The sequence below is a fragment of the Actinomyces procaprae genome, assembly GCF_004798665.1.
In the GTDB taxonomy this organism is placed as follows: domain Bacteria; phylum Actinomycetota; class Actinomycetes; order Actinomycetales; family Actinomycetaceae; genus Actinomyces; species Actinomyces procaprae.
This window is the reverse complement of the sequence record NZ_CP039292.1, coordinates 287352-300782: the sequence shown is the minus strand read 5'-3', so window position 1 is coordinate 300782 and position 13431 is coordinate 287352. Positions and strand designations below refer to the sequence as shown.

Annotated in this window: 5 protein-coding genes; 2 read left to right on the top strand and 3 right to left on the bottom strand. The window is 71.0% G+C overall.

The window, feature by feature from the left end; translation table 11 throughout:
* Positions 1 to 205 precede the first annotated feature (205 nt).
* Entirely contained in the window at positions 206 to 1636 is a 1431-nt protein-coding gene (locus tag E4J16_RS01200) for a replication-associated recombination protein A (protein WP_136313021.1), read from the top strand.
* 169 nt (positions 1637 to 1805) lie between these two features.
* Here the strand turns inward: E4J16_RS01200 and pulA (E4J16_RS01195) are convergent, their stop codons facing one another.
* Both pulA (E4J16_RS01195) and E4J16_RS01190 read right to left on the bottom strand, forming a co-directional pair.
* The gene (gene pulA / locus E4J16_RS01195) at positions 1806 to 4646 is read right to left on the bottom strand and encodes a pullulanase-type alpha-1,6-glucosidase (RefSeq protein ID WP_136313020.1); all 2841 of its coding nucleotides are present in this window, start codon (positions 4644 to 4646) and stop codon (positions 1806 to 1808) included.
* Positions 4647 to 4753: 107 nt separating this feature from the next.
* On the bottom strand, positions 4754 to 5311 hold the full coding sequence (locus E4J16_RS01190) for a TetR/AcrR family transcriptional regulator (protein ID WP_136313019.1): 558 nt from the start codon (positions 5309 to 5311) through the stop codon (positions 4754 to 4756).
* Positions 5312 to 5428: 117 nt separating this feature from the next.
* On the opposite strand from E4J16_RS01190, the gene E4J16_RS01185 reads away from it, so the two are divergent.
* Positions 5429 to 6544: an ABC transporter permease gene (locus E4J16_RS01185; RefSeq protein ID WP_136313018.1), complete on the top strand. Its 1116-nt coding sequence runs from the start codon at positions 5429 to 5431 to the stop codon at positions 6542 to 6544.
* Between the two features lie 306 nt (positions 6545 to 6850).
* Here E4J16_RS01185 and pulA (E4J16_RS16040) read toward each other — a convergent pair whose 3' ends face one another.
* Positions 6851 to 13051: a pullulanase-type alpha-1,6-glucosidase gene (pulA, locus tag E4J16_RS16040; RefSeq protein WP_204519902.1), complete on the bottom strand. Its 6201-nt coding sequence runs from the start codon at positions 13049 to 13051 to the stop codon at positions 6851 to 6853.
* Positions 13052 to 13431: the final 380 nt, after the last annotated feature.

Below are 13431 nucleotides of genomic sequence, written 5' to 3'. Positions count from 1 at the left end.
AAACGGCCCGATTCCGCCGAACCACCGAGCGCTCAGAACCGGGCAGGCTCCTAAAGTGGTGCATTCCGTGCCACCTTGACCGAGCCCGTGCCCCGGTTCCGGCCTCCTACACAGGTGAACTCGGCACGGGTAGAGCCACCGCCTGGGAGGCGAGGCGAGCCCAGTAGCTGTGCCCGCCGTCGGGCCGGCCCCGTAGCCTGGTGCCATGACCCCGCAGGACGCGCCCTCGCTCTTCGACGCCGCGGCCGACGCCAGCGGCCCGATCGTCGACGACCCCACTCGCCCGCTGGCGGACCGGCTGCGGCCGCGCACACTCGACGACGTCGTCGGTCAGGACCACCTGCTGGCCGCGGACGCCCCGCTGGGGCGGATGGTCGCGGCCGGCCGCCTGGCCTCTATCATCCTGTGGGGCCCACCCGGCTGCGGGAAGACGACCATCGCCCGGCTGCTGGCGGATCGCACCGGCCTGGTGTTCGAGCAGGTGTCGGCCACCTTCTCCGGCGTGGCCGACCTGCGCAAGGTTTTCGCCGCCGCCGCGCGCCGCCGCGAGGTCGGCCAGGGCACCCTGCTGTTCGTCGACGAGATTCACCGCTTCAACCGCGCCCAGCAGGACTCCTTCCTGCCGTACGTCGAAGACGGCACCGTGGTGCTCGTGGGCGCCACCACCGAGAACCCCAGCTTCGAGCTCAACGGGGCGCTCCTGTCCCGCTGCCAGGTACTGGTGCTGCACCGCCTCGACGACGACGCCCTGGCCGAACTCCTTGCCCGCGCCGAGGCGCTGCTCGGTCGGCGACTGCCGCTGACCGACGGCGCCCGTCGCGCGCTGCTGGCCATGGCCGACGGCGACGGCCGCTACCTGCTGGGCATGGTTGAGCAGGTCGTCGGTTATGCCGACTCCCAGGGCCGAGCGGGCACACAATCCGGCAAGGCCTCCGCGGGACCCGCGGCGCCCACGACTGCCGCCTCCACCGGTCCGGTCGAGTTGGACGAAGCGGCGCTGACCGCCGTCGTCGCCTCCCGGGCGCCCCTGTATGACAAGTCCTCCGAGGAGCACTACAACCTCATCTCCGCACTCCACAAGTCCATGCGCGGCTCCGACCCGGACGCCGCCCTGTACTGGCTGGCGCGCATGCTCGCCGGTGGAGAGGACCCGCTATACATTGCGCGGCGGCTGGTGCGCTTCGCCTCCGAGGACGTCGGCATGGCCGATCCCGGCGCACTGCAGATGACCCTGGCCGCGTGGGACACCTACGAACGGCTGGGCTCCCCGGAGGGGGAACTGGCCATCGCCCAGGCGGTCGTCTACCTGGCGACGGCGCCGAAGTCGATCAGCGTCTACCGGGCCCTGGGTCGGGCGATGAAGCTGGCGCGGCAAACCGGCTCGCTCATGCCGCCGGCGCACATCCTGAACGCACCGACCCGGCTGATGAAGGAACTCGGGTACGGCGAGGGCTATCAGTACGACCCGGACACCCCGGAGGGCTTCTCCGGCGCCGACTACATGCCCGAGGGTCTCCCGCCCCGCGAGCAGCGCGAGCGCCTGTACGAGCCCACCGCCCACGGCCACGAGCGGCGCATCCGCGAGCGCCTGGCCTACTGGGACGACCTGCGCGCCAAACTGCGCTCCAAACAATGAGCCGACGCCATATCTACCGACCTCGGCACGTAACATCAACCGACCTCGGTGGTTATATCTACCGATCTCAGCACGTAACTTCTACCGACCTCGGTGGTTATAACGACCGACCTCGGCGAGGGGCGGGTAGGACGAGGGGCGGGTAGGACGAGGGGCGGGCGGGGCGCTGTCAGCGCTCGCAGAGGACGGCTACGGTGCGGCCGGGCACCGTGATGGTGCCGGTAGTCGCGTCGAAGCGGGTGTCCTTGACGATCGGGTCAGCCCCCTCCATCTGTATGTCGCTCAGCTCGAAGTACCGGTCCACCAGCGCATCCACACGCTGCTCCACGGCACCGGGCGCGGGGTTGATCACCACCAGCAGCCCATCCAGGTCGGGGTCGACGTCGCTGGCCCCGGCGCCATCGTCGATCAGCATGATCACCAGCCCGGGAGTATCGAAGTCACCGGTCGGGAAGGACACCCGCTCGCGGATGAGCGCGGCCGAGCCGAGGGAGAACAGGTGGCTGGAGCGCCGCAGACGCAGCAGGTCGAGGGCCTGCTCCCGGGCGGCGGCGATGTCGGCGGCGGCGGGGCGCAGGTCCTCACGCATGAGGATGCCGGCCTGCACCACCCAGGCGTCGAAGTTGCGGGCGGCCGGCGGCAGGCCGCGCCCCCAGCCGTTGTCGCGCCCGGCCCAGTCGATGGCGTTGAAGTGGTCGCCGGAGTTGTAGGAGTCGCGGTCCAGCGACTTGCTGCGCAGCAGCTCGGTACCCGCCGCCCAGAAGCACGGCGACTGACCGAGCGTGACCGTGGCCAGGCACAGCGTGTTCATGCGGATGCGCTCCGACATGGGGGTGCCGGGCGGCAGCTTGTAGGCGAGGCGGTCGAACAGGGTCTCGTCGTCGTGGGCGTCCACGTAGTTGACGGAGTCCGCGGGGGTGAGCCCGTAGGCGGCGGGCTGCTCGCCGTAGCGGATCTCCTCGCCCCGGACCCAGCGCCCGTCGGAGCCGGGGAGCTCGAAGTCGCGCAGGTTGCCGGCCAGGGCCAGTCGCACCAGGTCGGTGCGCCAGGCCAGGTCGTCGCGCTTGGCCTCCTCCGAGCGGTCGTCATAGCCATTGGGGTCGGTCAGCTCGCCGTTGCCCAGCCCCTGCGGCACCCGTGGGTCGGTGTCGTTGCTGTGCCCGTGGACGGCGTCGCGCACGCGGTCGTTGAAGGTGCCGATGCCCAGCAGGCCCGCCTGCCCCTGGGTGGCCTGGGTGAACAGGGCGTTGTTCGCCACCTCCCCCATGTTCCAGCCCTCGCCGTACAGGTAGACGGGGTGCCCGACGGCGTCCTCGGCGACCTCCGCCAGCGCGGCCTGGAGCTGCGCCATGGTCGCCAGCGAGTGGTAGCCCATCAGGTCGAAGCGGAACCCGTCGACCCGGTAGTCCACCACCCAGGACACGCAGGCGTCGATCAGGAGCCGCTCGGCCATGCGGTGCTCGGTGGCGATGTTGTTGCGGCAGGTGGACATCTCCACGTTCCCGGCGGCGTCCAGGCGGTGGTAGTAGCCGGGGACGATGCGGTCGAGCACACTGTGGGGGTCCTGCCCGGAGGCGCCCGTGTGGTTGAAGACCTGGTCCAGCACCACCTGCAGGCCCATGCCGTGGATGGCGCCGACCATCTCCCGGAACTCGTATACGCGGGCCCCGCCGTCCTGATGGTCCTCGCGCGCGTAGGAGCCCTCCGGGACCAGCCAGTGCCAGGGGTCGTAGCCCCAGTTGTAGGCGTCGTCGTCGGCGACGGCGGTGATGGCCGCCTGCGGGCGGCGCGAGGCCGGGGAGGCGTCGGCGGGGATCTGGGGCGTGCGCTGGGCGGCGCGCGCCTCGGGCACGGAGCAGAAGTCGAAGGTGGGCAGCAGGTGGAGGGTGTCGATGCCGGCGGCGGCCAGTCGTCGCAGGTGGCGGGTCCCGTCGGAGGCGAGGGAGAAGGCGGTGTAGGTGCCGCGCAGCTCCTCGGGGACGGTGGGGTCGGCGGCGGAGAAGTCGCGTACGTGCAGCTCGTAGATGGAGCGGGCCGCGTCGGAGATGACGACGGGGCTGAGGTTCTCTCGCCAGGATGACGGCTTCAGGTCCCGCCGGTTCAGGTCGACGACGACGCTCCGGCGGGAGTCGACGGTAAGCGCCCGCGAGTAGGGGTCGGTGACCAGGTTCGTCTCCACCCGTCCGGTGGCGGGTACGTAGACGCGCACCTCCCACAGGTATTGGGAGCCGGCGTTGACGCCGGCGGCGCGGGCCGCCTCCACGCCCACCTCCCAGCGGCCGTCCCAGGAGTCGGCGTCGGCCCTGTCGGCGGGGACCCGGATGGGGTCTCCCTCCGCCAGCGGCACCGAGCCGGCGGGGTCGCCGGTGGGCCAGGCGAGCAGGGCGACGTCGACGGCGGTCGGCGCCCACAGGGCGAAGGAGGGGACGCCGTCGGGGCCGATGGCGGCACCGAGGGGCGCGGAGCCGTCCCGGGCGGCGGCGTCGGCGTACAGCCGGTCGAGCACCGGCCACGTCTGGACTTCGGTGAAGGCGGTGACCCAGCCACCGGTGGAGGCTGCGGTGCGCTGCACCACCGCCAGCTGTCCGGTCAGCAGCAGTGTGATGTCCTCACGCTCGACGCGGCGGCTGCCGAACTCGTCCTCCAGGGACAGGGCCAGGTAGCCGCGCAGGGCGGGGTGAGCGGTCATCGCCTCCTGACCGAGCAGATCCTCCAGCAGGCCGTGAACGCACAGGGGGATCTCCTGGGCGTCTGGGCCTGCCTGGAGGATGCCGTCTACGAGCCGAGCGCCGCCGCTGGGTGCGGCGATCAGCCCGAAGGTGACTGGGCACTGGGCCGGGAATCCCTCCGGGGGGCGTACGCGCAGCGCCTCGACGTCAACCATTGCCGGTAGCAGGTCGGCGGGCCAGGCGAGGGTGGTCTCATCCACCCAGTAGGCGCGCGCCTCACCGACGCCGGGGAGCTCGTGGCGGACCGGGGCGTCGTGATGTACCGGGACGACGTTGGCCATAGGAACACCTTCCTGACTGTTGGCGCGAGTCTAGCGCGACGCTTCCAGTAACGACCATCACCTGTCAAGACACTGCGGTGGCGGCGTGCCGCGGGGCGCGTCCGGGGTTATGGCCGCAGGCCGCGCAGATAGACCCCTACCAGCCAGTCCTGCCAGCCGGGAGCCATTTCATCGACGATCGCCCCCAGCGGCCGCGATACCTCCACCACGCCGATCTGAAAGCGGACCGGGTCCACCCCCTCACGTACCAGCCCGGCGGCGCGGGCCGCCTGAAGCAAACCGGAGATGCGCTCGACGGCGCGCTCGCGCAGCGCAGGTCCCAGCCCCCCCGCCTCGAACAGCTCGGAGCGGGTGCCGACCTGAGTCAGCAGGCGCCCCAGTCGCAACGACGCCACCTCATGCACGAAACCGGCCCAGGCGGCCTCGGGGTCACGGCTCCATGCCTGCTCGCAGCGCCCCGCGGCCGCGTCGAGCTGCTCGTAGACCTCGTCGGCGACCCCGGCCACCAGGCTCAGCCGGTCTGGAAAATGCCGGTACAGGGTGCCAATCCCGACTCCCGCCTCCGTGGCGATCCTTCTGACGGGGACGTCGACGCCGACGTCGGCGAACAGTTCCCGGGCCGCCTTGATGATCGAGTCCCGGTTGGCGACGGCGTCCACCCGCATGGTGATGCTCCTCTCCCCCGCGAGTCGGTCCCGCGGACTTGCCCAGACTACATCCGGAGCGATACGCTCCGGATTACTTCCGGAGCAAATCGCTCCACTTACAGAATCGAGCAACCGATGACCGCCCTAACCCCTACCGCCGCGTCGGCTTCCAACACACCCTCGGACCCGCGACGTTCCACCCGCGGGCTCCTGCTCGCCACGCTCGGCATCCCCGTCGTCATCATCCTCATGCTCCTGGCGTTCCTGGCCCCGTCCATCAACTCCGGGGCACAGGACCTGCCGCTGGCCCTCTCGGCGCCGCAGGCCGTGCAGGACCAACTGCTGACGCAGCTGGACACCGCCGCACCCGGGGTCTTCGACGTAACCGTCGTCGCGGACGGCGAGGCTGTGGCCGGTGCGGTTGAGAACCGTGAGGCCATCGGGGGGATCACCATCACCGCCGACGAGTCCGGCCAACAGATCGAGGTCGTCACCGCCTCCGGCGCGGGCAGTCCCTACGCCGCCCTGCTGACGAACCTCGCCACCACCCTGGAGGCGCAGGCCGACTCCCAGGCCGTGGCCGCCGCCCAGGCGCAGGGCGCCGACGCCGCCACGCTCCTTAAGGTGCAGCAGGAGGCGAGCGCCTCGCAGACGGTCATCGTCACCGACGTCGCCCCGCTGACGGAGTCCGACCCCTCCGGTGTTGGACTGTCCGCCATCGCGCTGCCGCTCGTGTTCGGCGGCATGGCCTCGGGCGTGATCCTGAGCCTGGTACTGCGCACCTCCCCGTGGAGGCGCGCCCTGGGCGCCGTTGCAATCGCGGCACTCGGCGGCCTGTGCGTCGCCGCCGTACTGCAGACCTGGTTCGGCGCCGTCGACGGCTCCTTCCTGTTGCTGTGGGCGGGGCTGAGCCTAGGCATCGCGGCGATCTCCCTGACTCTGATCGGCCTGCAGGAGACCCTGGGCTACGCGGGCTTCGGGCTCGGAGCCGTACTCATGCTGTTCGTGGCCAACCCGCTCTCCGGTCTCGCCACCGGCTGGCAGTGGCTCCCCAGTGGATGGGGAACCTTCGGGCAGCTGCTGCCGGTGGGTGCGGCCGGCACCTGGCTGCGCTCCGCCGCCTACTTCGACGGCGCGGGCATGGGAGCCGGCCCGTGGGTACTGACCGCCTGGATCGCCTGCGGCCTCGCCCTGCTCGCCGTCGGCGCGTACCTCAACGCGCGCCGCGGTCGCGGCGATCGCGTGAGCTGACTCCTCGACCGCGCAGACCATCACGCAGACCCGCCGGGACGGTACGGAGGCGAGCGCGCCTTCGGGGCCGTCCCGGCGGGTGTTGCGGCGCCGGCGGGGTCGGCCGGCGTCTGCAACGCCCCTTCGGGGTTAACAACGCCGGTTAACCGTCTGCTGAAGGGCTCCGAGGTATACAGCAGAGCGTTAAGTAGCGTTGTTAACGCCCAACCCGCGTAGTAGACGGCCCCGGCGGCGGGCACAAATGAGGGGAGGCGCCCGGAACCAGTCACTCGGCTCCGGGCGCCTCCCCAGTCGGTGCGCCGCGGTTCAGGCCCGCCGACGCCGCCGCAGGAGTACTCCCGCAGCGATGAGCGCCAAGGCGGCTGCGGTCAGCGGCATCAGCCCGGTGGCGCCGGTGCGGGCCAGCGGACCGGTGGCTGCACCCGTCGCGGCGGCCGACGGCGAGGCCCCCGCCGCCGAGGCGACCGATTGCGCCGACGCCGTCGCCTCCCCACCGGGTGCTGCGGTCGGCGCGCCCGTGGGCTCAGCAGCGGTGGGGGCGGCGGGATCAGCCGTAGGCGCCGCAGTGGGCTCTGCGGAGGGCTCCGCCGTTGCGGTCGGCACCGCAGTGGGCTCGGCGGTGGGCTCGGCAGTGGGCTCGGCGGAGCCGCCCGCCTGCTTCTCCACATAGACCGCCACGGTGCGTGCCGGGACGGTGGCGGTTCCGGTGGCCGCGTCGAAGGCCGCGGCCTTGACCACCTCGTCGGCGCCATCGGCCTGCACCTGGTGCAGCACGAACTCCCGGCCGGCCAGGTCCGTGATCGTCTCACTGACCTCGGCGTCGGAGGCGTTGAACACCACCAGCACGCCCGCCAGCGAGGCGTCCACGTCGTCGCCCACGGTGTCGTCGATGAGCATGGCGATCACGCCGGCCGTCGCGTCCGTCCCGGAGTTCGGGAAGGAGAGCTTGGCCTGGATGGCGTCGGCCGAGCCCAGGTGGAACAGCGGCGTCGAGGTGCGGATCCGCAGGAAGTCCAGCATCTGCGCCTTGGAGGCGGCAATATCCTCCGCCGTGGGCTTGAGCGCGGCGTCGGCCAGCAGCGGGCGCTGGATGTCCCACTTGGAGCCGTTGGAGGACTCCATGGGCAGCCCGGCGCCGAAGCCGTTGTCCTGCCCGGTCCAGTCGATCGCGTTGAAGTAGTCGCCGGAGTTGTAGGAGTCGCGGTCCAGCGACTTGCTGCGCAGCAGCTCGGTGCCCGCCGCCCAGAAGGACGGCGACTGGCCGAGCGTCACGGTGGCCAGCGACAGGCTGTTCATACGCACCCGGTCGGCCATGGACGTGTCCGCGGCCAGCTTGTAGACACCCAGGTCGAACAGGGTCTCATTGTCGTGGGCGTCCACGTAGTTGATCGTCTCCTCCGGGCTGGAGGCGTAACCGGCCGCCTGCCCGTTGTAGTCGATCTCCGCCCCGCGTTTGACCGTCCCGTCGGACTGGGTGAAGGAGTAGTCCTTCAGGTTGCCGGCCAGCCCCAGCTTGACCAGGTCGACGGCGTGACCGAGGTCGGCCAGCTGCTCCTCCGCGGTCCGGTCGGACCGGCCGTTGGGCGCGGTGTAAAGCCCGGTGCCGAAGCCCTGGTAGGTGCGCGGGTCGTCGTCGAAGGGGCCGCCGCCGTGGACGGCGTCGCGCAGCCGGTCGTTGAAGGTGCCGATCCCGGTACCGTCCAACTGGCCCTGGGTGGCGGTGGTGAACAGGGCGTTGTCCGCGATCTCCCCCATGTTCCAGCCCTCTCCGTACAGGTAGATGGCCGAGCCGTCCACCCCGTCCCGCTCAACCGTGAGCTCATCCAGTGCGGCGCGCAGCTTCTTCATGGTGTCCACCGAGTGGTAGCCCATCAGGTCGAAGCGGAAGCCGTCCACGTGGTAGTCGCGCGCCCAGGTGACCACCGAGTCGATCATGAGCCGCTCCGCCAGGGCGTTCTCGGTGGCGGTGTTGGGGCAGCAGGTGGAGGTGAGCACGTCACCCTTGGCGTCCAGCCGCTGGTAGTAGCCGGGCACCACCCGATCCAGCACCGAGGTGGCGTCCTGGCAGGCGCCGGCCGTGTGGTTGAAGACCTGATCCAGCACCACCTGCAGGCCGGTGGCGTGCAGGGCGCCGACCATCTCACGGAACTCGTAGGTGCGGGCGCCGCCGTCCTGGTTGCCCGCGGTGGCGTAGGAGCCCTCGGGGGTCGTGTAGTGGTAGGGGTCGTAGCCCCAGTTGTAGGCGTCGGCGTCCTTCACGGCCGACACGGCCGCCTGCTGCTCGGTGGAGTCCGGGCCGGCGTCGGCCGGGATGTCCGGCACCTGCTGGGCGGAGCGGTCCTCCTCAATGGTGGCGATGTCGAAGGTCGGCAGCAGGTGGACGGTGTCGATGCCGGCGTCCGCGAGCTCGGCCAGGTGCCGCATACCGTCGGAGTCGGTGACGGTGAAGGCCTTGTAGGTGCCGCGGTAGGCCTCCGGGACGGTGGCGTCCGCGGCGGAGAAGTCGCGCACGTGCAGCTCGTAGATGGTGCGGGCCGCGTCGGAGGAGACCAGTGGGGAGGCGGTCCCCGCCCACTGCTCGGGGGCCAGGTCCGGGTCGGACAGGTCGACGGCGACCGACCGCGCCGAGCCCAGGGTCAAGCCCACCGAGTAGGGGTCGGTGACCAGGTTGGTCTCCACCTTCCCGGTGGACGGCGCATACACCTTGACCTCCCACAGGTACTGGGAGCCGGCGGTGATGCCGGCGTCGGCGCCGTTCACCGTCCAGCGGCCGTCGGCCCCGCGCACGGCGGCGGTGCGCACGGCCTCGCCGTCCACGAGGGCGGCCGAGCCGGTGGCCGTGCCCGTGTCCCAGGTCAGCAGGGTGACCGCCTGGGCGGTGGGCGCCCACAGCGCGAAGTCGGGGACGCCGCCCGCGAAGGTGACGCCCAGCGGCGCGTCGGCGACGGCGTCGGCGTACAGGGAGTCGATGACGACGGCGGTCTGCACGCCGGTGAAGGCGGTCGCGCCGGTGCCGTCGGCGCCGCGCTGGACCACGGCCACCTGGCCCTTGAGGGCCTCGGCGACCTCCGCCTCGGACAGCAGGGCCTTGCCGTCGGCGTCGGTCGGTGAGACGGCGATGTAGTCGGCGAGGTTGGGGTGTGCGGCCAGGACGTCGTCGGGCAGGTTGCCGGTGATGCGCAGCGGCGTCTCGGTGCCGCCCGTCACCTTCCCGTCGGCCAGGGCGGCGCCGCCTTCGGGGGCGAGCACCAGGCCCAGGCTGATGGGGGCGTCGGCGGCCGGGGCGCCGTCGTCGCCGACCACGTCGCCACGGGTCACGCCGTCGGGCAGCAGGCTCACCGGCCAGGCCAGCGTGGTGGAGTCGACCCAGTAGGCGCGCTCCTCGCCGGTGCCGGCGACGGGCGGGTCCGCGACCTCAATGGTCAGCAGGTGGGTGGCGCCGTCGTAGGTGAAGACGACACTCTTGCCCGCGGTTGCGGAGAAGGAGTAGTTGGCGCCGTCCGCGGCACCGTCCACCCCGTAGTTCTCCGCCCAGGACAGGCCGACGGCGACCTTCACCTCATAGGAGCCGGTGGGCAGCGCCTCGGTGGAGAAGGTCCACGTCCCGTCGCCGTTCGGCCGCATGATCGAGGCCAGGCAGGCGGGGTCCCAGTCGGATTCGCAGCCGAGCTCGTCCTGGAAGGAGCCGGGCAGGGTCACCGCCGGGGCCTCGGCGTCGTTCCACACCTGGTGGGTGCGGGCGTCGTAGTAGAAGGTGACCGGCCCGCCGGCGGCGGTGTAGGTGATGTTGTCGCCGCCGGGCACGCCGTCGGCGCCGTAGTTCTCGTCCCAGGTGCCGCCGATGGCGATCTTGTACTGCCAGGTGCCGGCGGGGATGTCGAAGGTGCCGGTGTACAGGCCGGAGGCCGGGTCCTGGGCCAGCAGCGCCTGCTCGCAGTCGGGCTGCCAGTCGGAGATGCAGCCCATCTCGGTGTTGTGGTCGCCGGGGATGGTGACCTCCAGGCCGTCGATGGGGGCGGCCGGGTCGGCCTGCGGCTGCACGCCGGACAGGTCCGCGCCGACGACGGCGAGGGTCGAGGCGGCGGCCCGGCTGCCGGCGGCGTCGGTGGTTACCGCCCGCACCTCCAGGACGGTGCCGGCGGGCAGGGCGGAGACGTCCGCGTATACACGCGGGGTGTCGTCCTCGGCGGTGCCGACGGTGGTCCAGTCCTCGGTGCCGAGCCTCCGGTAGGAGAAGGTGGTCTCCGCCCAGCGGTCGGCGGCGGTGGCGGCGACGAGCTCCGCGGTGGTGCCGGACAGGTTCGCGCCATTGGGGGTGGTGAAGGCGACGGTCTGGTCCGCGGCGGCGGCGACGGTGGCGTCGGCGCGCAGGACGACGGCGCTCATCGCGGGCACGGTCAGCGTGACAGTGCCGTCGGCGTCGGCGGTGACCGCCTTGTCGGTGCCGTACAGGGGGGTGTAGGCGGCGCCGGGGGTGAGGGTTTTGAAGGTGACGGTCTGCTCCTCCCCGGCGTTGTTCAGGGCGACCAGGTGCTCGACCTTCTCGTCGCGGTCCACGCGGGCGAAGGCGTATACGCCGGCGGAGTCCTGGGAGTACAGCTCGATCTGGGAGCCGGTGGACAGGGCCGGGTAGGCGGCCCGCAGCTCGGCCAGCTCGGCGATGTGCTTGTACAGCGCGGAGTCGGTGTCGTAGCGGTCGGTGGAACCGGCAACGGTTCCGTCGATGAGCTGCTCGTTCGCGTACTGGTCCACCTGGGTGGCGAACATGTCCTGGCGGGCGTCCTTGTCCCCGCCGGAGCCGACCAGGCCCTGCTCATCGCCGTAGTAGATGACCGGCTGGCCGCGGGTCAGCAGCATCAGGGAGTGGGCCAGTTCGGATCGGGTGAGCAGCTCCGCGCTGCCGGTCCCGCCGCCCAGCAGGTAGCCGATGCGGCCCATGTCGTGGTTGCCCAGGAAGGTGGGCTCGGCGTAGATGCTGGAGTGGTCGGTCGTGTAGTAGTCATCGGTGGCGAAGAAGGTGCCCAGGTTCGTCGTTGGCCGGCCCCGGGCGAAGGCCAGGGCGGCGGCCTGGAAGCCGAAGTCGAGGGTGGCGTCCATGCCGGTGCCGCGCACGTAGGGGCTGGTCTTGGTGGCGTCGGCGTCATAGACCTCGCCGAAGGTGAAGAAGTCCGGGTTGGTGGCCGCGGCGTGGGCGTCGATGGCGGCGGTCCAGGCCTGCCAGAACTCGTAGTTGACGTGTTTGACGGTGTCGATGCGGAAGCCGTCCACGCCGAAGTCCATCCAGGCAGTGTAGACGTCCTCGAAGGTCTGCTCGACGATCGGGTTCTCCGTCATCAGGTCGTCCAGGCCCTGGAAGTCGCCCATGGTGGTGGACTCCCCCGTCCAGGTGGAGTCGCCGCGGTTGTGGTACAGGGTGACGTCGTTCAGGGCCTCGGGGATGACGTCGCCGTTGCGCACGGGCGTGTAGGGGAATGAGGTGGCGGCGTCGAGGGCGGGGAAGTCCTCCCGGCCGGCCAGGGCGGAGATGTCGATGACGTTGCCGGCGGCGTCGGTGTAGGGCACGTCGGCGGTCTCGACGTAGGAGTAGGTGCCCTCCTCATAGCTGATGAGGTCGGCGGTGTGGTTGGTGATGATGTCCAGGTACAGCTTCATGCCGCGCGCGTGGAGGGCGTCGCGCAGCTGTGCCAGCGCCTCGTTGCCGCCCAGGTGCGGGTCGATGGAGGTGAAGTCGGTGATCCAGTAGCCGTGGTAGCCGGCGGAGGCGTCCGCGCCGCTGCCCTGGACGGGCTGGTTGGTGAAGGAGGGGGTCAGCCAGATGGCGGTGGTGCCCAGGTCCTGGATGTAGTCCAGGTGGTCGATCAGCCCCTGGATGTCACCGCCGTGGTAGTAGCCCTTGTCGGTGGGGTCAAGGCCGGTGATGTCGCTGCCGCCGGTGAGCCCGCCGGCGTCGTTGGAGGTGTCGCCGTTGGCGAAGCGGTCGGTGAGCACGAAGTAGAACTGCTCAGCGGTGCCCTGGCGTACCGGGGCGGCGGCGAGGGCGGCGTCGGCGTCGGTGTAGTCGCCGCTCAGGTCCGCGGAGGCGAGCCCGATGCGGTGGCTGTCCTGGTTCCAGGTGAAGGTGAGCTCGGCGTCGCCGGCGAGCGTGAGGGGGATGTTGTCGGCGCCGCCGTCCTTGCCGTAGGAGGTGTCCCAGGTGTCGTTAAGGGCGACCTTGATCTCGTAGGCGCCTGCGGGCACGGTGGCGGTGAGTTCCCAGGTGCCGTCGCCGTCGGCATCGGTCAGCTCGGTGACCGCGCAGGCGGGGTCCCAGTCGGCGCCGCAGCCGAGCTCGTCCTGCAGCGAGCCGACCAGGGCTACGGATGCGGGGACCGCCTCGTCGGCGGCGGCGATGGTGGGCTGAGCGGCCAGGCCGATGGCGCCGGTGGACAGGGTGACAGCGGCGGCGGCAACCACGCCGAGGGCGCGAGAACGCCGATGCCGCTTGACATGCAAGGTTTGCAAGCGCACGAGGACTCCTTCGTCTGGGCGACCCCTGCCCGAATCACAGCGGACAGGGCGGGAACCGCGCGGTTCCGGCGGAACCGCATGGGGGCACGCCGAGACTACGACATGAAACCGCACCCTGCAACCTCTGCAAGCATTACAAGCATTGCACCCGCCCTCCCCGCCACCCTCGCGCCCCACCCCTCACGCCGAGATCGGTAGATCTTACGTACCGAGATCGGTAGTTGTTACGCACCGAGGTCGGTAGTTGTTACGCACCGAGGTCGGTAGTTGTTACGTACCGAGATCGGTATGCACCGCCTGCGGCCCACCTACCCGGCACACGCGCCCAGCCTCAAACACGGGTAAATCACCGAAAACCCAATCCGGCTCTTCCGGTTTGT

Excerpts from the sequence above, each read along its gene's own strand:
- E4J16_RS01200 (WP_136313021.1), top strand. The coding sequence starts at position 206 with ATGACCCCGCAGGACGCGCCCTCGCTCTTCGACGCCGCGGCCGACGCC.
- E4J16_RS01185 (WP_136313018.1), top strand. The coding sequence starts at position 5,429 with ATGACCGCCCTAACCCCTACCGCCGCGTCGGCTTCCAACACACCCTCG.
- E4J16_RS01190 (WP_136313019.1), bottom strand. The coding sequence starts at position 5,311 with ATGCGGGTGGACGCCGTCGCCAACCGGGACTCGATCATCAAGGCGGCC.
- pulA (WP_136313020.1), bottom strand. The coding sequence starts at position 4,646 with ATGGCCAACGTCGTCCCGGTACATCACGACGCCCCGGTCCGCCACGAG.